Below are 21100 nucleotides of genomic sequence, written 5' to 3'. Positions count from 1 at the left end.
TGTTTGCGCCCTGTCAACCTATTACGGACAGTGCCGGCAGCACTCCGAAAACCAGGAAATGGAAGGTTGTTATGCCCACTAGACCAAGAATTCTTATTGTAACCCCTGAAGTCACCTATCTTCCGGAAGGTATAAGCCCTGGCGCCGAGGATTACTCAGCCAAGGCCGGAGGTCTGGCAGATGTGTCGGCGGCACTGATCTCCGCATTGTATGATTTAAGCTGCGATGTTCATGTGGCCATACCCGATTACAGGTCGATCTATCATGGCAATGATGAACCACGGCATCACCGGGAGGTGGAAAAAATCCGCCGACGCCTGCATGAGGAACGCATTCATTTTGCAGTAGACCGGGTGTTTCTTTACAAAGATGGTGTTTATTCCGGCTATTCGGATAAGGATCTCAAAGTATCCCTGGCTTTCCAGCGCGAGGTGATCAACAACATCATCCCAAGGGTGAATCCGGACATCATCCATTGCAACGACTGGATGACCGGACTGATTCCGGCCATGGCAAGGCGATACGAAATCCCTTGCCTGTTCACCATTCACAACATCCATACCATGACCTCAACCCTGGCCACAATTGAGGACAGAGGGATTGATGCGGCAGCCTTCTGGCATTGGCTCTACTTCAAACATCCGCCCGTTAATTACGAGGAGAGCCGGAATACCAACCGGGTGGATTTTCTGGTGTCAGGGGTGTTTTCCGCCCATTATGTGAACACGGTAAGTCCCACGTTCCTTCGTGAAATTGTTGAAAACCGCCATCCGTTTGTGGAACCGGATCTTAGAAGAGAGCTAACCCATAAGTGGGAGGCCGAATGCGCCACCGGCATTTTAAATGCGCCTGAGCCAGAATTCAATCCAGCCGTGGATGAAATGGTTCAGTTCAATTACGGGCCCAAGAACCACCGTGCCAAAAAAAAACAGAATAAAAATTTTCTGCAAAAATCCGTGGGCCTTGAGATCAATCCCGATGCGCCTATGTTTTTCTGGCCCTCCCGTCTTGATCCTGTGCAGAAAGGTTGTCAGCTTCTGGCAGAAACCATGTATGATATTATTTCCCGGTACTGGGATACCGGCATTCAAATCGTATCCGTAGCGGACGGGGCATATCTGAAACACTTCCACGATATTGTTGATTTCCATGGCCTGCACCAGAGGATCAGTATCTGGGGGTTCAACGAACAGCTGTCTCACCAGGCGTTCGCTGCCAGTGATTTTATTATCATGCCGTCCTCCTTTGAGCCGTGCGGATTGCCCCAGATGATCGGGGGTATTTACGGCAGCCTGCCCATTGTATTTGACACAGGTGGTCTGCATGACACGGTCAGACAACTGGATGCGGACCATTCAACGGGCAATGGATTTCTTTTCAATGTTCACGATGCCCAGGGCCTAAACTGGGCCGTGGACCGCGCTATGGATTTTTTCCGCCTGGATGCGGATGAAAAAGAACAGCAGATCCGCAGAATCATGACCGAATCCGTACTTGAATTCAACCACAGCCGATGCGCTGAAAGCTATATTAAACTATATGAAAAAATGCTCCAAAGACCTTTTCTGGTCTGATCCTTCATGGACAAATGATCCGTATCTGTCACCTTTTAAACCCATTATCCGGTCACGGTTTGAAAAAGCCCTGGCAGCGGCAGAAAAACTTAAAAACAAAAACCCCTGGGCTAAAATAGCCAACTACCATGAAATTTTCGGCCTGCACAGGGATAAAAAAGGCTGGGTGTTCAGGGAATGGGCACCCAATGCAACCGCCATGTTTATCCTCACGCCGGCCAATAACTGGGAAAAACATTCGGCCTGGGAAGTGAAAGGACCGGACCCCAAAGGCATATTTGAGGCCCGGTTCCCTAATTCATTTTTTTGCCATGAACAACTTTACCGGCTCAAGGTGGTGTGGGACGGCGGCGAGGGCGACCGTATCCCCACGGCAGCCACCCGGGTCATTCAGGACGATACCACCTATATTTTTAATGCCCAGGTATGGGCACCGGACCAGCCATACCGGTGGCAGTCAGAAAACCCCAAGTTGTCCACAGCTCCTCTTTTGATCTATGAAGCCCATGCAGGCATGGCCTTAGAGGAAGGCAGGGTCGGTACCTGGCGGGAATTTGCCGATTACATCCTGCCCAAGGTCATTGATGCAGGATACAATACCCTGCAGATGATGGCGATTCAGGAGCACCCCTATTATGGCTCCTTTGGGTATCATGTGTCCTCTTTTTTTGCCCCCTCCTCCCGGTTCGGCACCCCGGATGATTTCAGGTATCTGGTCGACACGGCACATCAGGCCGGCATCCGTGTACTCATGGATATTGTACACTCCCACAGCGTAAAAAATGAGGTGGAGGGTCTTTCACGTTTTGACGGTTCCCTGTACCAATTTTTCCACGACAATCACAGAGGGGAACATACACTCTGGGATTCCCGGTGTTTTGACTATGGCAAACAAGAGGTACTAATTTTTCTGCTCTCAAATCTAAGGTATTTTCTTGAACAGTTCCGGGTGGATGGATTCCGGTTTGACGGCATAACCTCCATGCTGTTTGCCGATCACGGATTAGGACGTGCCTTTACAGGGTACCAGGATTATTTTGGCGATGATGTGGATGAAGATGCCTTAAGTTATCTTTATGCAGCCAGTGACCTGGTGCATGAAATCCATCCAGGTGCGGTAACCATTGCAGAAGATGTGAGCGGATATCCCGGGCTTGCTGCGCCGGCAACCTTATGCGGTACAGGCTTTGATTTCAGGTTTTCCATGGGGGTCCCTGATTACTGGATCAAACTGCTCAAGGAAGTTCGAGATGAAGCGTGGCACATGGGAGGTTTGTGGTATGAACTGACCCGGCACAGGGATGAGGAGCGCACAATCAGTTATGTGGAGTGTCATGACCAGGCCCTGGTGGGGGATCAGACCGTGATGATGCGCCTGATGGGCGCAGAAATCTATACATCCATGGAAAAGTCCAACACAAACATCACCACACGTCGGGCCGTAGCCCTTCACAAGATGATACGCCTTGTCACCCTGGCCTGTGCCCACAAAGGGTATCTCAATTTCATGGGCAATGAGTTCGGGCATCCGGAATGGATTGATTTCCCATCGCCTGCCAATGGATATTCCTACCACCACGCCAGACGCTTGTGGTCCCTGAAGTATGACAAAAATCTCTATTTCCCGGACCTGTTCGCATTTGACAAACAGATGATTGGTCTGGCAAAACAAACGCAATTGTTTGCATGGGATTACCCAACGCTTTTGCATATCCACGAAGATGACAAAATTCTGGCATTTGAGCGGTCCAAGCTTATTTTTGTGTTCAATTTCCACCCGGAACACTCTTTTTCCGACTACCTGATTCATGCGCCGGCAGGCAAATATGAAATGCGCCTGGACACGGATGAATCCCGGTTCGGCGGATTGGGACGTCTGAATCCGGACCAGGTGCATTTTACCAGCCCCATAGGAGATCTGATTGAAAACCGCCATGCCCTGAGCCTTTACCTGCCCAGTCGCTGCGCCCTGGTCCTGGCCCGGGTTTAACCCCATCTTTTAATTTACCACGAAGAACAGGACGTTTTGCGCTATAATATCTTCGTGAACTTCGTGGTAAAAAACAACCGCAGATGGGTGACTTTACGTCCAAGCTCTACCCCCGAAAAGAACGAATCCCCCAGATCCCGTCCGCATATTCCTGAATAGCCCGATCACTGGAAAACATCCCGGTGCGAGCAATATTTTTCAAAGACATGGAGAGCCATTTGGCACGGTCTTTATAATCGTTCCCTATCTTGAGTTGGGTTGCAACATAGGACCTGAAATCCGCCAGGTGAAGATAATGTTCCCCATTGCCCATGAGCTGGCTGAAAACAGGTTTGAAGATACCGGGTTCGTCGGAACAGAACAGATTGGAATAAATCGCCTTGAGAACCCGTTTCAGGTCCGGGTCCTCATCGTAAAAGGTTTTGGGCTCATAATTTGGCCGAAATGCCTCCACTTCGTCTACGGTGAGGCCAAAAATATAGATATTCTCACCCCCCACCTGTTCTGCAATCTCTATATTGGCCCCATCCAGGGTCCCGATGGTCAATGCACCGTTCATGGCAAATTTCATGTTTCCCGTTCCCGAGGCTTCCATGCCGGCGGTGGAGATCTGTTCGCTGACGTCTGCCGCCGGAATAATCCTTTCAGCCAGGGTTACCCGGTAGTCCGGCAGAAAGGCTACCTTGATCATGTCATGGATATCCGGGTCCTTATTTATCACGTTGGCAACCGAATGGATCAGTTTGATGATCAGTTTGGCAAAGTGGTAACCAGGAGCTGCTTTACCGGAAAAAATAAAGGTCCGGGGATGCCCGATATCCTTACCGTCCTCCTTGATGGAAAGATACAGATGAATGATATGAATCACATTGAGCAGCTGGCGCTTGTATTCATGAATCCGCTTGGCGTGAATGTCAAAAATGGATTGGGGATCCACGTTCAGGAACAATTTTTTACGAATTAACGTGGCCAAAGCCTCTTTGTTGGCCAGCTTGATCTCACCCAGCCGGTCCAGGAATCCCGGATCATTTTCAAAGGTTTCCAATTCCCAAATCCGCGACAAGTCCCCTACCCAACGGCGGCCGATGGCTTCGGTGATAAAATCTGCAAGGCCGGGGTTGCAGGCTGCGATCCACCGCCTGGGAGAGACCCCGTTGGTCTTATTGTTGAATCTTTCCGGCCACAACCTGTAAAATTCGGGAACAAGTTGTGTTTTGACCAGATCGGAGTGAACCCTTGCCACTCCATTTATCGAATGGCTGCCGATAATGGCAAGATTCGCCATGCGAACCTGCTTGACAGGGCCTTCCTGGATGATGGACATCTTTGCAATGCTTTCAATAGTGATATCAGGATCACGCACGGTCAAATATTCCAGGAAGCGCTGGTTGATTTCATAGATCAGCTGCATATGCCGGGGCACCACCCGCTCCAGGATAGTCACCGGCCAGGTTTCCAGGGCTTCGGGCAGCAGGGTGTGGTTGGTATACCCAAGGGTTTTTTTAGTGATCTCCCAGGCCGTTTCCCATTGTATGCCTTTTTCATCCACCAGGATACGCATCAATTCGGCCACCGCCAGAGCCGGATGGGTATCGTTGAGTTGAATGGCCACTTTATTATGAAAATGGTCAAAGGTGTGATGGTCCATTTCATACTTGCGGATAATATCCTTTAAGGAGCAGGCCACAAGAAAATACTCCTGGACCAGCCTAAGTTCTTTTCCCACCTCTTTGGAATCCGACGGATAAAGAATTTTGGAAATGGTCTCGGATTTAATTTTCCGGCCCACGGCTTTAAAATAGTCCCCGTCATTGAAAATATCGATATCAAAATCCTCGGACGCCTCAGCCGTGAACAGCCGCAAATAATTAACGGTACGGCCTTCGAAACCGGCAACCAGAATATCATGGGGGCGACCAATAAGCAGGGACCAGTTCGTCCATGTGGGATTATATTCCCCGTCTCTGTCCACACTGCCCTCTACCCGGCCGTAAATGGGGACCATATATCGCTCTTCTGTTCTGCGAATCAGCCAGGGCGACCTACGGTTGGGCCAGTAATCGGGTTTTTCCTTCTGGTATCCGTTAACAATCACTTGTTTGAACAAGCCGTAATCATAGTTGATCCCGTAACCAAATCCCGGCATATTCAGGCAGGCCAAAGAATCAAGAAAACAAGCAGCCAGACGCCCAAGGCCGCCATTTCCCAGAGCCGGGTCCCGTTCTTCCTCCACCAAAAGATCAAGGTCAATGCCCTTTGTTTCAAGAAATCTTTTACATCGCTTATAAATGCCTAAGTTTAACAGATTGTTGTTTAAAAGCCTGCCGATAAGAAATTCTAGAGAGAGGTAATGCAGGCGTTTGACATCATTTTCCTGGTAACGCTTCTGCGTATCATAACTGATATCGATAAGGTACTTGCCAACGGCATAGGAAACGGCGTTCAACTGATCATTTTTTGAAGCATGCTCAAATTGCTTGCCCAGAATGTACTTAATGTAATTATTAAAGGAGGTCTCAAAATTTGAAAAATCAAAATATGACATGCGCTGACTCCATACTGGGCCCTGAGGCCGTTAATTGCCAGATAAACCTATATCGTGATAACTGAGTTGTCTTCTCCATGAAAGGGAGACGGCAGATAAATATCCGCGCTTTCATCATTGATCCAGCGGGTATCATCCACCAGATAACGGAATTGGTAGGAACGTTCCGGCTCAAGGTCAAGTACCGTAGAAAAATCACCGTTTTTGAGTTTTTTCATGGCCCCGGCCTTTTCATCCCAATTGTTGAAATCACCAACCAGATTCACCGTTTCTGCCGTTCCAATCACTTTTTTCCGTACTTTAAATCTGACTCTGCACACATCTTTGGTTTTAAGATACTGTTTTGTAAACATGACAACCTCCGAAATGATTTTAGATGACATATCACATTGAAAGCTAAGATAACGTATTTATTCTAATTTTTTAAAATCGCAGTGTCAACAGTTTGTATTTAAATCCTGAGTTGATCCTTTTACTTTTTAAATTCTGGGCGCTTAATTAAACCATTGCTGCATTTTCATCTTACATCAAATCCGGCAGTGAATGGGAAACAAGCGCCTTGATCACGGCCAATGTTTCTATTATATAGATACGGATTCATCAACATGCTGCGAAGGAGCGACAATATCATGACATTGGTAGACGGGAGCCTGGATGAACTTGAAATTCAGATTATACTGGCACTTCAGGAAGATGCCCGCAAATCATATAAAAGTATTGCTAAAGACCTGGGTGTGGCCGAAGGCACAGTGAGCAACCGCGTCAACCGACTGATCCAGCAGGGCATTCTCAAGCTTGAAGCCCGGGTCAACCCCTTTGCCATGTCCAATAAAGTGGCGGCCATTCTCGGCATCAACATCAAGCGCAGCCACCATGCCAAGGCCGTTAAGGAAATCATGGCCCTCTCCAATGTCAACGCCGTATGGGTCTCCACAGGGAAATATGATATTTTTGTTGAGGTACTGGCCGATTCAATCAAGGAACTCAATGTTTTTATATTTGAAGAGGGGTTGAGCAATATTGAGGGGGTAGAGGCCACTGAAACGCATATCATGCTTCACTCGGATTCCAAATTTTTTAAAATCGCCCCGTCTTAAGGGATTCGGAAGGGGAAGAACAAAATGACTCCCCCAGGAGCAGACCGTGGGTATACACAGTGACGTCAGCCATGAAGCGGCAACGCCCCCGGGCCTGAAAATCACCGTTACCGTTGAATTAACGGAAGGTCAAAGGGAAAAAACTGGTCTTTAATGTAGAAGCACATGATGCTCCTTTTTATCAGGACATGTTGTCCCAGAATGATCGACTCCGGTCCTCCATGGTTGTGCCGGAAGAATGGGTATTGTTGTCTTCCTGACGGAAATTGCCGGAAAAATTCCGGCCCCGGGGTTGCGATCCCACGAGCCGGGCCACACGGTCTTCAATAGGCGGATGGGTGGAGAACAGATTCATCATCTGCTTTCCGGTCAAGGGATTGACAATAAACATATGCGCGGTTGCGGGGCTGGCATCAACCTGAGTCCGGCTGCGGCTGAAGCCCCCCAGCTTTGACAACGCTGATGCCAGGCCATGGGGATTTCCGGTAATACTTGCGGCCGTTGCATCTGCCAGGTATTCCCTGGATCTGGACACGGCCATCTGAACGATCATTGCGGCAATGGGGGCCACCATGGAGACCACAAGCACGCCAATAATTCCAAGGCCGCCCTCGTCATCATCTCTGCCGCCGAAAAAAGCTGAAAACCTGGCAATCGAGGCAATCCACATGATGGCTCCGGCCAGGGTAGCCACAATTGTAGAAATAAGGATGTCGCGGTTTTTTACATGGCCCAGCTCATGGGCCAGCACCCCTTCAAGCTCATCCTGATTCATCATGTTCATCAGCCCCTGGGTCACGGCGACAACAGCGTGTTCCGGGTTCCGGCCCGTGGCAAAAGCATTGGGCGCTGATTCGGGAATAAGATAAATCTTGGGCATGGGCAAACCCGCCTGACGGGCAAGACGGGCCACGGTATCAAACAGACCCGGGGCCTGGGAGCGCTCCAGGGGCTGAGCCCGGTACATTTTTAAAACCACCTTGTCGGAATACCAATAACTAAAAACATTCATGGCGCCGGCAAAAATCAGGGCAATAAACATGCCGGTCTGTCCTGCCAAAAGATATCCGAGCACCAGAAACAAACCGGTCATCATGATCAGCAGCATGCCGGTCTTAAAGTGATTTGCCATATTTTTCCTCCACACTCATATTTGTTTTGTTCTATTCACTTGAAATGCGTCTTTGCCAATACGTGAAAAGAATATAAATCCTATGGCAAAAAAATCAATTCACATGATCAGAATAATCAATTTATACCATACGATCTTGTTTAAATAAAAACCGTCTTTTTTTTGAAGGCTTGTTGTGCGGAGAGGGAGCTGTTATGATGGTTCTGAAGAAAACTGATATGCTTGTTGATCTTAATCTTATTCGGGAGGTTATATGCAAACGGAGCTTAACGGTATTAAATTAGCTTATGATGAAGCAGGGGAAGGTCCCGCAGTATTGTTGATTCACGGATTTCCTCTTTGCCGTCAAATGTGGCGCCCCCAGGCGAAGGCTTTGGCCGCAGCCGGTTTCCGGGCTGTCACTCCCGACCTGAGGGGGTTCGGGGAGAGTGAGTCGGGCACCCAGGTCGGTTCGACGGATCTGTTGGCCGATGATCTGATCGCGCTGCTGGATTATCTCGGTATCGAAAAAGCCGTGGTCGGCGGCATGTCTATGGGCGGGTATGTGATGCTCAACTTACTGGCCCGTTATCCTCAACGATTTTCCGCTGCCTGTTTTATCGTCACCCGTGCTGACGCGGACGATGAAACCGCCCGGGGCAAGCGCAACCATCTGATCGCCGAGATTAAAGCAGGTCGGCCGGAAGCGGTGTCAAATGCTTTTACCCCGCTTCTTTTCGCGGACGGGACTGTTGCTGCCCATCCTGAGTTGGTAGAGGAGGTGCGCGGCTGGATGGCGGCGACCTCTGCCTCCGGTCTGGTTTTGGGGTTAGAGTCGATTCGGGATCGGGGCGATTCATCGTCGTTGCTGCCTCAGCTGAGTATCCCGGTATTGGTCATCGGCGCCCGCGAGGATAAGGCGATTCCGCCGGAAAAATCAACGGATTTGGCCGAGCGGATTCCCGGCGCGCAACTTTGCATGTTGTCCGCTGCCGGTCATATGGCAAACATTGAGCAATCGGAAGCATTTAATGCTGCGCTACTTGATTTCTTATGAGACAACAAATGTCTGGGCAAAGCGGCAGTCTACTACAGAGGCAATCTTGATACCTTGAAGCAGAAATCCTCATGACGTCTGTAAAAATGGGTTAAGATTCAATCCAAAAGGCAGCCGCAACTATCCTACCATCTTTACACACAGGAGATTTGCCGGGCTTTTTGTACTTTTTTTTCTGTTTTTGAATTGAAACCCACATTTGCCGGCAGTGGCAGGGCTCCATCAGAATTTTTTCTTTTGGAGCCGAACTGTTTTTTTCAGAGATAAACAACCGGTGGTCGCAGTAAAAGAGGATCAGCTCCCGTGACCGATTTATAGGTGGGATCGGCCGACTCGTGGCAGAAATCATCCTATGTCACTTTCAGTCGCTGCCGCGCTTTAGAGACTCGGCAACCTTGAAGTATTTAGAAATTTTTAAGAACAAATTTTTAGTTTATAGCCGGACTATTGACAAAAAAATTTGGGGAAGAAGAGATGAAACCCGAGATGGCCCTGACTTCAAAAATCAATTATGGTTGAACTACTGTCCTGCTGGCTATATTATTGTGAAGATAATTACAACGGGGGAGGGAATAAATGGGATTATCTTTACAAGATCAGCTACTGAAAGCCGGGGTAGCTGATAAAAAGCAGGCGAACAAAGCCAACAAAGAGAAACGGGCTCAGCGGAAAGAAAATAAAGGCAAGAACAACACGCCTGAAATCAACAAAACCCGGCAAGAGCAGTTAGCCCAGGCCAAACGAAGCGCAGAACTCAACCGCCAGTTCAACCGGGAAAAAGAAAAACAAGAGAAATTGGCTCAGGTCAAGCAATTAATAGAGGAAAACCACCTGGACCTGAGGAAGTACGAAAATCCATACTATTTCAAGGTCGGCAATAAGATAAAAAAACTCTACGTTAACGATGAAATCACCAAAAAACTTGGCCAAGGAGAGCTTGCTATTGTGACGCTGAATAGTGTTTACGAAATAGTTCCGGCTAACGTTGCCCGGAAAATAGCAGACCGTGACCCAGATGCTTTGGTGGTACTTCATAAGCCGGAAGAAGAGTCATAGACAAAGTATTCATGCGTAAAAAATTCCGATAAAATAATGACTCGCCTTGACAAAACGCAGGTTTCCATTCTACATGGATCTCACCTGCTGCTGACAAGAATGAAAAGAGATCTATGGCACAGCTGATAAGCCGGATGCTTGCCCGTAAAAATACTGTGCTGTTTTTGTCCGTTCTGATTGCCATTCCCTTTCTGATCCGGATTCCTGACCTTAGAATTGTTGAAAATGTCGATTATTTCGCTAATGAAAATCACCGGGATGTCATTTTTTACAAGGCGTTAAAATCAATTTTTGGCAATGACGAATTTTTCATTGTCGCGTTTAAAAAACAGAATCTTTTTACGGCTGCCAATCTGGGCTTATTAAAATCAATCACCAATGATCTGGCCGGTATTGACGGTATACGGGAGATTAAAAGTCTTGCCAATGTGAGCGAAACCATTGGTGAAGAAGATAATGTTGTCATCCGCCAGTTTCTGGAAACCATCCCTGAAGCGCCCCATCTTCTTGAAAAATTAAGGCAGCGGGCAATCCAGAACCCTTTATACCTGAAAAACCTGTTGTCTTCGGACGGAAACACAGCAGCCATCGTGATCTTTCTCCATAACCAACCGGATCATTCAGGGTTTAGAAACCGGATCATTGCCGGAACCCGGGCCGTACTTGAACGGTATAAGGATAAAACCGGCCCTGTTCATATTGCCGGATGGACCGTGACCAATACCGTGCTTGCCCGGTATATGAAACAGGATCTCGCCCTCTTTATTCCGGTCTCTTATGGCTTCATTGCCCTGGCCGTGTTTCTATTTTTCAGAAACATCCGTTTGACACTGGTTGCCATGGTCTATACATCCCTTTGTGTTGGATGCACCATGGGACTGTTTCCCATGCTGGATATTACGCTGAACAATGTCACTACCATGGTGCCGCCGGTGGTCATGGCCTTGGCCCTTTGCGATACGGTCCATATTTTTTCCCACCTGATCCGACACCGGTATGAACCTCATCATAAGGTGGAAAAGGTCTATGCGAAAGTTCTTTTAGCGCTGATCCGTCCCTGTTTTTTGACCACCCTGACGACTTTTATCGGTTTTTTATCTTTGTACGTGAGTGATATCCCGCCGATCAGGGAATTTGCTATTGTCTCCTCAATGGGCATCCTGTTTGAATTTTGTTTCGCGTTTACCTTTATACCGGCGTTCATGCTTTTGTTTAATCAACAAAAAATTGTCGGAATCCATAACCGATGCCCCTCGAACCGACTGAATCTCCCCGGTTTTTTCTCACACCTTTCAGAATCGATATTCAGGCATTACCGCATGATCCTTACTACCGGTATCCTCCTGATCCTTGTGTCAATATGGCTGGCGTCAACCATTACTGTGGATACCAACCTTCTGGCATATTTCCGTTCAGACAGCCCGGTGTACCAATCTACCCGGTTTGTGGAAAAGGAGCTTGCCGGTACCAATACCATTGATATATCTTTTAAGGCCGTTGAGCCGGATGCATTTAAGCAGCCTGAAACCCTGGAAGTTATCCAGACCCTGCAGCTGCATATTGCCCGCATGGCAGGCGTGGACAAGACACTCTCCCTTGTTGATTTTATAAAAGATCTCAACCGCTGCTTTCATAATAACGCGCCGGAGTTCTACCGGATTCCTAAAAACGCAAACCTGATCTCCCAGCTATTGTTGATCGGCAATCCCGACGACATTCAAAATTTAATAAACCCATCCTTTGATCATGCGCGAATGTCCGTCAGGATAGGCCTTCACTCCACCCGGGATCAGGCTGAACTCATCAAATTGATCAAAAATCAGACGCAAACCATGGATACCAGAGGCCTGCAAATACAAATTTCCGGCCTGGTTCTGCAGGAGGTCAATACCATCAGCGCCCTGGTCCGCGGTCAGGTGTTAAGCCTGACCATAACGGCAGTTATTATTATACTGATTATATTTTTTGTACTCAGATCCTTTCCCCTTGGGATGCTGAGTATTCTTCCCAACCTGTTTCCCATTGTATTGAATTTCGGCATCATGGGGTTGTTCAACATCCCTTTAAATACGGCAACCGCACTCATTGCAACGATGGCTGTGTGTATTGCCGTAGACGATACCATCCATTTTCTCACGGAATTTAAGACCCATCTGGCCTGGGGTGCGGATATCAGGCAGGCTGTTTTTAACACACTCCAGGTAAAGGGCCGGGCCATTATTCTGTCTTCATTAATCCTTGCCATGGGATTCGGCGTGATGGTGTTCAGCAGGTTCGTGCCCACCATGAATTTTGGCGCGTTAAGCGCCGTGATCATGATCCTTGCCCTTTTAGGAGACACCTTGCTCCTGCCGGCGTCCGCCATCATTTTCTCATCTCGCCTTTGTATCAGATCTCCGCAGCAGCGGCTTCATGGTTGAACCGTCATCAAATATGGACACCTCAAACCAACAGATTGTTGTGTTCAGTGATACCCATGTTTCAAAAAGCTGGGATCACATTGCTCAATGCCTGGGACAAGCAGCCGCCCACAAGACTCCTTTCCTGAACCCGAACAGGGAATTGAACCGGTTCATTGACTGGATCAACCGGAGTCCGCATGTAAAAGCGGTCATTAACAACGGGGATTCAATTGATTATTATTTTAGCGACTTTCTTTGCCTTGTCGACCTGTTTAAAAACAGGCCTCATAATAGGCGGCCTTCAAATCTGGATCTGTTCAACCAGATGATCTACCGTCTGAAAAAGCCGTACCACGCTATTCCAGGAAACCATGATTACCGCAGGGAAGCATATAACTATGCCATTTGGGGAACAGATCATATCAATCTTCCCAAATCGCTCAGAAACAAACACAAACACGATATCGGTCACCATGCCTTCAGAGGACCATGGGAACTGTCATCCATCATGGTCAATAAAAAAGGGCACGGTTTTGATACATTACACCGTGGCATCAGAACAAGCCAGGGTTTAACCATAGGAAATTATCACTGCATTTTCATGGACAGTGGTTGTGATGCGTTTGCACGAGCCGTTAACTGGCTGAAATATATCAGGCAGGTGGTAGGTGCCCGTATGATTTCCTATGATTCAGAAGGCTTTGACAACGAGGAACTCAAAATCCTGCAAGGGATGCTGTCAACGTGTGACAGCCAGGATATTCTTCTGTTTCAGCATACCCCGCTGATCAATCCGAAAAAAAGCCGGCTCGGAAAGACATACCATCTTTCCATTGATACCTTTGACCGGCTCAGAAGGGAACAAAAACTATGTTACAGCACCATTCTCAATAACGGCGGCGGGCTATTAAAGATCTTGAGGGATACCCGGAAAAATATCGCCCTTGTGTCATCCCATACCCATACGGCCAGATATTTTCTGATTGAAAAATCAAACCTCAAGGCAACGGAGGTCTCAAATCCGGAATTCAACGCACACCGATCCGATCCAGGGCTCATCAAGCATCTGACGACCCTGCCCCTGGGACATATCAATCCGAAAGACGGTGGAAACCGGACCGGATTTCTAAAGATTTCACCCGCGGGATTCAAGGAGCATATCCTGCACTCCTTTGGGGGGTGATAATTCTATTGACAGGTATTAAGCATCATAGCATCATGAGCGTTTATTTTAATTCCAGTGATATTAGAATATTTCGCAGCATATGAATTTTATTGAAACAGGGGAGCACTGATGGCGCGAAAACCCGGGATGAGCATGGGACTTGATATCGGGTCTGCATTTGTGAAATTAGTTATCCTTGATGAATATGAAAAACCCGTATTGGAAAAAAGCCTGCCCCATCAGGGTGACATCTTGAAAACAACCCGGGAATTGACCCAATACCATATAGTGCCCAATCAGACATTGTCCCTGGCCGTTATCGGGAGGTATGCCGGGCCTGTTGCCGGTTTGATGGGCATCCAGGTCGAAAATGAGTTAACGGCCGTCCTCTGTGGTGTCCGCAAAAAAATCGGATCAATCCATCAGATCATCAATATCGGCAGCAGTTCGCTTTCCCTGATTCAAATGGATACTACAGGCCGGCTGCTTGACTATCAGACCAACACCCTGTGTGCTGCAGGAACCGGCTCTTTCCTGGACGAACAGGCTGTTCGCATGGGCATCAGCGCCAGTGATGCTGCAAAATTGCCCTTCATTGCTGATCCGCCCTCAATGGCAACCCGTTGCGCCGTATTTGCCAAAAGTGATCTTATTCACAGACAGCAGGAAGGATATCCGCCGGCGGACATGTGGAACGGTATCTGCAAAAGCATAGCCCGCACCATCATCTCGACCCTGTTTAAAGGAAAGAAACCGGTTGGAAAGACCGCGGTAATCGGCGGGGTGGCTCAAAACCCCCATGTGATGCACTGGCTGGGACAGGAATTATCAGACCACGGGATGGTTTATGTGGACAATCCCCAGGAAATCGGTGCCCATGGCGCGGCTTTGCTGGCAAAACCCGTCAGCAAGACCATTGACTGGTCTAAAGATACTCAAGACATTCAGGCGCCACTCCAGGCGACCCGGCCGCCTCTGGTGATTGAACGTTCCGTTTATCCGACTTTCAAGGTTGAATACGGGTATACGGACAGAGACGGCAATGAGGTCAGAATTACCAGATGGCCGGGCAATGGTCAGCTGAGCGGTTTTCTTGGGATAGATGTCGGTTCCACCTCCACCAAGCTGGTGATGATTGACCGGAACGAAAACGTGATTCTGGACATTTACAGAAAAACCGGCGGCAACCCTCTAAAAGCAACGGCAAAACTCTTTTCTGCCCTGCGTGAACTGGTGGAGCGCCGGAAAGGATCCATTGAAATCTTAGGCGCAGGCACCACCGGATCCGGCCGGAAACTGGTGGGGATGGTTATCAAGGCAGATAACATCACCAACGAAATCACCGCCCACCTCAAAGGGGCAATGAAGGTTGACCCCGAAATTGATACAATTTTTGAGATCGGAGGACAGGATTCAAAATACATTCATGCCGTAAATGGGCATCTTCACGAGATGAACATGAATTACGTCTGCGCGGCCGGCACAGGTTCCTTTATTGAAGAGGTCAGTCACAAGACCGGACTCGATCTTCGTTCCATCGGCGACCGGGTGGTTGGCGTAAGGGCACCTGTCACATCAGACAGATGTACGGTTTTTATGGGACAGGATATTACAAGGCTTCTTCAACAGGGGTTTTCACCCACCGAGGTCATGGGCGGCATCCTCTATTCTGTGGCCCAGAACTATCTGAATAAGGTTGTCGGCAACCGGTACTGCTCGACAAAAAAGATACTCTTCCAGGGTGCAACCGCAAAAAACAAGGGGCTGGTGGCGGCATTTGAAGCCCTCTTGAACACCAGGATCGTCGTGTCTCCCTACTGTCATGTCATGGGAAGTTTAGGCGTTGCTATTTTAACCAAACAGAAGATGGCGCAGCGGGGCTGCCCATCTCAATTCACCGGTCTGCGGTTTTCTGAAAAAGATCTCTTTTTGACCTCTGATACCTGCCGGTTATGTACCAATAACTGCAATATCAGCCATTTACGCATAAAAGGTTCAGAAAAAACCCAAGCCTGGGGATATCTGTGCGGCAGGGAGAGCAACGATATCAAGGCCAAAACGAATGCGGAATTCAAATTTTTCAGACAGCGGGAGCATATCTGGAAAACCATCGGAAACGACCCTCAGTTGCCCGAAGATGCGCCAGTAATACATTTGCCCAATGCGCTGCTAAGTTACAGTTATTATCCGTTCTGGCAGCGTTTTTTTGCCGCACTGGGTTACAGGCTCGTTCTTTCCAGGCCCACCTCGCCCCAGATTATCCGGATGGCTGCAAACTGGGTGGGTGCAGACTATTGTCAACCGGTCAAATTGGCCCATGGACATATCCAGTATCTGCTGACCAGACAACATGCAAATCGGGTATTTGTACCTTGCAGCATCAGTGAACGCAATATAACGCACAAAAGCAGCCAGGCCTATTTCTGCCCATACAATATGGCCCTGCCGGGACTGATACGATCGGCATTTCACATGAACGGCCTGGACACCGATCGACTGCTGACCGCCACCATCGATTTCAGATGGGATAAAAAAACCGCGGTTGACCGCCTGGTTTCAGATATCGGGCACACTTTGAAAAAAAGTAAAGATCAGATAAGCCTGGCCTGGGAGCAGGCTTGGGAAACCAAACATGCGTTTGAAACAGAAGTCAATAAAGCCGGGCAGCACGCCATGACTCAAATCAACTCGGATGGTGCTCCGGCCATTGTCATCCTTGGACGGCCCTATAACGTCTTTGATGCCGGCGCCAACCTGTCTCTGCCGGAAAAGCTCTCCACGCTCGGCTTTACGGTTCTGCCCCTGGAATACCTGAATCTGGATGAGGAAGATTTAGGCAAAGAGTTCAACAATATGTTCTGGAATGAAGGCAGAAAGATACTGGAGGCAGCCCGGATCATTGCCCGTACACCCAATCTGTTTGCAGTGTATTTGAGTAATTTTGGCTGCGGTCCGGATTCTTTCATTCAGACATATGTTGAAGAAATCATGGGGGATAAGCCCATGCTCACCCTGGAGATGGATGAACATGGGGCAGACACAGGATATATGACCCGTCTTGAAGCCTTTGCCGATGTTCTGGCAGCCAACCAGGTCCGACAGGTGCCAAGATATGTCCTGAACCTGCCGGATAACTCTCCGGATGCGATCAGGCACAGAACATTATGGATCTCCCGCATGGGTGAAGCGCATCCTGAGATGATTGCAGCCATTTTCCGGAATTCAGGCATCTGTGCAGACGTCTTGCCCATGGAAAACAATCATTCATTTCTTTTAGGTCGATCCCTGACCCGCGGCGGTGAGTGCGCGCCCTATCCGGCAACCATCGGTGCATTAATGGCAATGCTTAAGGATAACGGAGAAGACACAACCCGCGGACACGCACTGTTTATGCCCACGGCCAGCGGCCCGTGTCGTTTCGGCCAGTATTGCCTGCTGGACAGGATCGTTTTGAACAAGATGGGATACACAGATATCCCCATCGTATCATGGAGCAGCGTGGACAATTATCAGTATATGAGCGATAATATCCGCCGAAAGATGTGGCTGGGAACCGTGATCAGCGACATCCTGTTTAAAATGCGCTGCCGGATCAAACCCTATGAAAGAAAAGAGGGGCAGACTGAAGCCATGTATCAAAAACATGCCCGGAATCTGGCCCACGCCTTTGAAAACGGGCTTGATATTAAAAGAATGATGAAAAAGGCCAGGGATGAATTCCTGGACATACCGGTCAAAACCGGTCAAAAGCCTTTAGTCGGCATTGTGGGGGAAATATATGTCAGAAATAACCGGTTCATTAACAAGGATCTGGTCCGGAGGATCGAACAGGCCGGTGCAGAAGTCTGGCTTACCCCCATCTGCGAATGGCTGCAGTACACCTCCCATATGGCGTTTCTGGCAAGCCGGCACCAAAACCGGCTGAGCCAGATCAACAGTTTTTTCCAGAATCGATATCTGCACCAGCATGAGCTGGTCTGGACCCGTCTGGTCTGCCCGATTCTGGATGAACGGGAGGAGCCGGATATCGAAACGACCATTAACCAGGGATCAAGATATCTGTCCATTGATTTTAAAGGTGAAGCCATTATCACATTGGGCAGGGCCATTGAATTCATGAAATCCGGGGCGGATCTGGTGGTTAACTGTGCACCGTTCGGTTGTATGCCCGGCAATATTACCGCCGGAATATTCCAATCCATACAGAAACAGTACGCAACACCGGTCATCAATCTGTTTTTTGATGGCGAACACAGCAATTGTGATATTATCGATACCTATCTGTCAAACCTGACACCAGGGGCACCCGGAAAGGGAAATTTCCGGTGTTGGAATTCGTCCTAAGGACACTTAGAATATTTTCTTAAACGCCGATGCCTTTATTGCCGCCACCACCAGTGCGCCTTCTTCAATCCCCAATTCATGTACGGATTCGGGAACGATCTGGGCAATCAGGTGTTCATTACCACAGACAAGCTCAACACGCACACGATTTCCGCTGCTATAGATATCGGTCACAGTGCACTCCAAAAGGTTTCTGGCACTTGTTGCTTCCGGATGCCGTTTAAACAGAAGAATATCACGAGAATCGAGTTCAAAAAGATTATTTTCACCTTCTGCCGGTTCAGTGAGAATGAGACGCGCGTCACCCCATTTATATAAAAAAAGATCCTTATAGGGTGACGCGCCACCCAGATGAATCAAATTGACATAACTTTCAAGCCCCCTGCCCCAGGATTTTTTCACCAGTTCCTCAGTCGCACCGTGCTGCAGAACACGACCCTTTTGAATCATCAGAACCTCATCGGTCATCATCCGCATCTCCAGCACCGAATGACTGATGAAAATCATGGGAATACCGTAGTTGTCGAAGACATTTTTCAAGTAAGGAATAATCTGGAATTTATGCCCCTCGTCCAAAGCCGAAAGCGGCTCATCCATGAGGATAAGCTGAGGATTTGACAGAACCGTCCTTGCCAGGGCAATGCGCTGCCGCTCCCCACCTGACAGTGTAGAAACATCTCGTGACAAAAGCTGTGTAATACCAAGCACCTTAAAAAGACCATCAGGATCAATTCGTCTATTTTCCAGCTTGACCCGTTTATATCCATAGAAGATATTTCTTTTAACGCTCATGTGCGGAAATAAATGGGCATGCTGAAACACAACACCAACGTTACGCTGATCCGGCTTCAAATTAATCTTTTTTTTTGCATCAAAAAGAACGGCATCACCCAATCGAATATAACCGCTGTCCGGCAACTCCAGACCGGACAGCAAATTCATAATCGTTGATTTTCCGCTCCCTGACGGGCCAAAAATTCCAGTCCTTGGTGAGGAGAGGTGAAAGGCAACATCAAGGGTAAAATTCTTAAAACTTTTTTTCAACTCAACATCCAACTGCACCGCTATCGTCTCCCAAACCTGCTGTTTATGCCCTCACTAACAAGCAGGATGGCAAAAGAAAGGCTGATGGAGACCAGACAAAGCGTCAGCGCCATCCGATCGCCACCCGGAACAGAGGTATATTCATAGATTGCCAGGGGAATTGTCTGTGTCACCCCCGGGATATTGCCGGCAAGGATAACGGTTGCCCCGAACTCACCGAGATTTCTGGCAAACATCAACGACATCCCGGCAAAAATCGCCCGGCCGCTCAATGGCAGGACAATGGTAAAAAAACTGTCCCACCATCCCGCACCAAGGGTTCGTGACACGGAAACATAGGATTGGTCCACCGCCTCCATACCGATACGGATCGAACGGACCATCAGGGGGAACCCGACAACCGCCGAGGCAATGACCGCACCGGTAAGAGAAAAAACCACCTGGATACCCAACATGTTCAAAAATTTACCAATGATACCGTTGGACCCGAAGGAGAGCAGCAACAAATATCCGACCACAACCGGCGGCAAAACCAACGGCAGACTGATAATCCCTTCCAGCAACGCTTTCCCTCTGGTTTTGCCGAAGGCAAGAAAATACCCGCAAGCAATACCAAAGGGGGTGGAAATCAAGGTCGCCGAACAGGCGACCTTCAGGGAAAGCACAATGGCAGACAGATCCTGGGAAGAAAATGACAACATCGCAATCTCACTTGCCATAACCAATATCAGGGCAATGTAAAACCAAGCCGGACCATTTCCGGATGGGCCGCTTCAGAAACAATATAGTCATAAAACAGCTTGGCATCGGCGTTCCCGTCACTCGCCTTTGTCATTGCAGCCGGATAGGTTACCTGATTATAAAGCTCACGGGGCACTTCAAACAGAATCTTGGCACTGCTGGCGAGCATCGCATCTGTTTTGTAAACAAACGCACCATCGGTCTCTCCCCGATCGGCATAGATCAGCGCCTGGCGAACGTCTTTTGCCATGATCAGTTGTCCGTTCTTGAGCATTTCATCATATATCCCCTCTTTATCCATCGCCTGCTTTGCATACTGCCCGGCCGGCACGCTGCTGGGACTACCTATCGCAACACGCGTCAATTTCCGCAAATCGCCTATGGAATGGGCGTTCGTACTTGACTTACCCACAAAAACCAACGCATTGTGGGCAAATATTTTTTCGGTATCTGTCTTAATCTTACCCTTTTCAATCAAATATGTCATCCACTTCGGGTTGGCGGAAATATAGATATCTGCAGGCGCCCCCTGCTCTATTTGCTTTGCCAAAGCGCCGGATGACGCAAAATTTGGAACAATTTTGACATCCGGATGCTGCGCCTGAAACTTTACGATCAAATTATTGCACAAATTACTCATACTTTTTGCCACTGAAACACGCACTTGGTCGGCGTAGGCCTGGGCAATGAACACCATCACTATAAAAAGAACAAAAATGTTAATTCCACATATCTTTTTCACATCAAATACTCCTTTTTTGTATTTATATGTTTTAAATGAAAGTCAAAAGGCGCAATTTCATTACTTTTATGTGTTATTTTGGGTCGAACCGGGGTATCAATATCCAAGATCAGCGCATGGCTACGATTAGCATCGACGCCAAAACAATGTCAAGCCATATTTTCAAGCGACTATTGCCGTTTTAAAAACAGATAAAAAAAAGAATTTTTACAATGATACTCCAAAGATATAA

The 21100-nt window shown here is 48.2% G+C and carries 15 protein-coding genes; 9 read left to right on the top strand and 6 right to left on the bottom strand.

Going from position 1 to position 21100, the window contains the following annotated elements:
* Positions 1–71 precede the first annotated feature (71 nt).
* Together DESPODRAFT_RS04445 and DESPODRAFT_RS04440 are read left to right on the top strand one after the other, a co-directional pair.
* The gene (locus tag DESPODRAFT_RS04445; RefSeq protein WP_004071686.1) at positions 72–1574 is read left to right on the top strand and encodes a glycogen synthase; all 1503 of its coding nucleotides are present in this window, start codon (positions 72–74) and stop codon (positions 1572–1574) included.
* Positions 1540–3564 carry an alpha amylase C-terminal domain-containing protein gene (locus tag DESPODRAFT_RS04440; RefSeq protein WP_004071685.1) on the top strand — a complete coding sequence of 675 codons (2025 nt, stop codon included), beginning with the start codon at positions 1540–1542 and terminating at the stop codon, positions 3562–3564. Before DESPODRAFT_RS04445 ends, DESPODRAFT_RS04440 begins: the two co-directional genes overlap by 35 nt.
* A gap of 106 nt (positions 3565–3670) precedes the next feature.
* Here the strand turns inward: DESPODRAFT_RS04440 and DESPODRAFT_RS04435 are convergent, their stop codons facing one another.
* Both DESPODRAFT_RS04435 and DESPODRAFT_RS04430 read right to left on the bottom strand, forming a co-directional pair.
* The gene (locus DESPODRAFT_RS04435; RefSeq protein ID WP_004071683.1) at positions 3671–6109 is read right to left on the bottom strand and encodes a glycogen/starch/alpha-glucan phosphorylase; all 2439 of its coding nucleotides are present in this window, start codon (positions 6107–6109) and stop codon (positions 3671–3673) included.
* A 47-nt stretch (positions 6110–6156) separates the two neighbouring features.
* Complete coding sequence (locus DESPODRAFT_RS04430) at positions 6157–6462, bottom strand: isoamylase early set domain-containing protein (protein ID WP_004071681.1); 306 nt, start codon at positions 6460–6462, stop codon at positions 6157–6159.
* A 276-nt stretch (positions 6463–6738) separates the two neighbouring features.
* Here DESPODRAFT_RS04430 and DESPODRAFT_RS04425 point away from each other — a divergent pair, with 276 nt between their 5' ends.
* Both DESPODRAFT_RS04425 and DESPODRAFT_RS21835 read left to right on the top strand, forming a co-directional pair.
* Positions 6739–7206, top strand: coding sequence for an Lrp/AsnC family transcriptional regulator (locus tag DESPODRAFT_RS04425; protein WP_004071680.1), 468 nt, complete (start codon positions 6739–6741; stop codon positions 7204–7206).
* Between the two features lie 46 nt (positions 7207–7252).
* Positions 7253–7360, top strand: coding sequence for a hypothetical protein (locus DESPODRAFT_RS21835; RefSeq protein WP_371905006.1), 108 nt, complete (start codon positions 7253–7255; stop codon positions 7358–7360).
* A gap of 27 nt (positions 7361–7387) precedes the next feature.
* Here DESPODRAFT_RS21835 and htpX read toward each other — a convergent pair whose 3' ends face one another.
* Positions 7388–8338 carry a zinc metalloprotease HtpX gene (gene htpX, locus DESPODRAFT_RS04420; protein WP_004071678.1) on the bottom strand — a complete coding sequence of 317 codons (951 nt, stop codon included), beginning with the start codon at positions 8336–8338 and terminating at the stop codon, positions 7388–7390.
* 253 nt (positions 8339–8591) lie between these two features.
* On the opposite strand from htpX, the gene DESPODRAFT_RS04415 reads away from it, so the two are divergent.
* From DESPODRAFT_RS04415 to DESPODRAFT_RS04390, 5 genes are all read left to right on the top strand, one after another.
* Positions 8592–9374, top strand: coding sequence for an alpha/beta fold hydrolase (locus DESPODRAFT_RS04415; protein WP_004071675.1), 783 nt, complete (start codon positions 8592–8594; stop codon positions 9372–9374).
* A gap of 576 nt (positions 9375–9950) precedes the next feature.
* Positions 9951–10430: a DUF2058 domain-containing protein gene (locus DESPODRAFT_RS04405; RefSeq protein ID WP_004071673.1), complete on the top strand. Its 480-nt coding sequence runs from the start codon at positions 9951–9953 to the stop codon at positions 10428–10430.
* Between the two features lie 113 nt (positions 10431–10543).
* Entirely contained in the window at positions 10544–12850 is a 2307-nt protein-coding gene (locus tag DESPODRAFT_RS04400) for an efflux RND transporter permease subunit (RefSeq protein WP_004071671.1), read from the top strand.
* Entirely contained in the window at positions 12843–14015 is a 1173-nt protein-coding gene (locus tag DESPODRAFT_RS04395; RefSeq protein ID WP_004071670.1) for a metallophosphoesterase, read from the top strand. The genes DESPODRAFT_RS04400 and DESPODRAFT_RS04395 overlap by 8 nt, the downstream gene beginning before the upstream one ends.
* Before the next feature lie 111 nt (positions 14016–14126).
* On the top strand, positions 14127–18341 hold the full coding sequence (locus tag DESPODRAFT_RS04390; RefSeq protein ID WP_004071668.1) for an acyl-CoA dehydratase activase: 4215 nt from the start codon (positions 14127–14129) through the stop codon (positions 18339–18341).
* A 6-nt stretch (positions 18342–18347) separates the two neighbouring features.
* Here DESPODRAFT_RS04390 and modC read toward each other — a convergent pair whose 3' ends face one another.
* Genes modC through modA form a run of 3 tightly spaced genes read right to left on the bottom strand, consistent with a single transcriptional unit; the run spans position 18348 to position 20868 of the window.
* Positions 18348–19403, bottom strand: a complete 1056-nt coding sequence (modC, locus tag DESPODRAFT_RS04385) for a molybdenum ABC transporter ATP-binding protein (RefSeq protein WP_004071666.1) — start codon at positions 19401–19403, stop codon at positions 18348–18350.
* Between the two features lie 2 nt (positions 19404–19405).
* Complete coding sequence (gene modB, locus DESPODRAFT_RS04380; protein ID WP_004071665.1) at positions 19406–20104, bottom strand: molybdate ABC transporter permease subunit; 699 nt, start codon at positions 20102–20104, stop codon at positions 19406–19408.
* Positions 20105–20112: 8 nt separating this feature from the next.
* Positions 20113–20868, bottom strand: a complete 756-nt coding sequence (modA, locus tag DESPODRAFT_RS04375; protein WP_004071663.1) for a molybdate ABC transporter substrate-binding protein — start codon at positions 20866–20868, stop codon at positions 20113–20115.
* Between the last annotated feature and the right edge of the window lie 232 nt (positions 20869–21100).

The sequence above is a fragment of the Desulfobacter postgatei 2ac9 genome, assembly GCF_000233695.2.
GTDB lineage: Bacteria > Desulfobacterota > Desulfobacteria > Desulfobacterales > Desulfobacteraceae > Desulfobacter > Desulfobacter postgatei.
The sequence above is the reverse complement of the archived record's forward strand: the minus strand, read 5'-3'. Positions and strand labels throughout refer to the sequence as shown.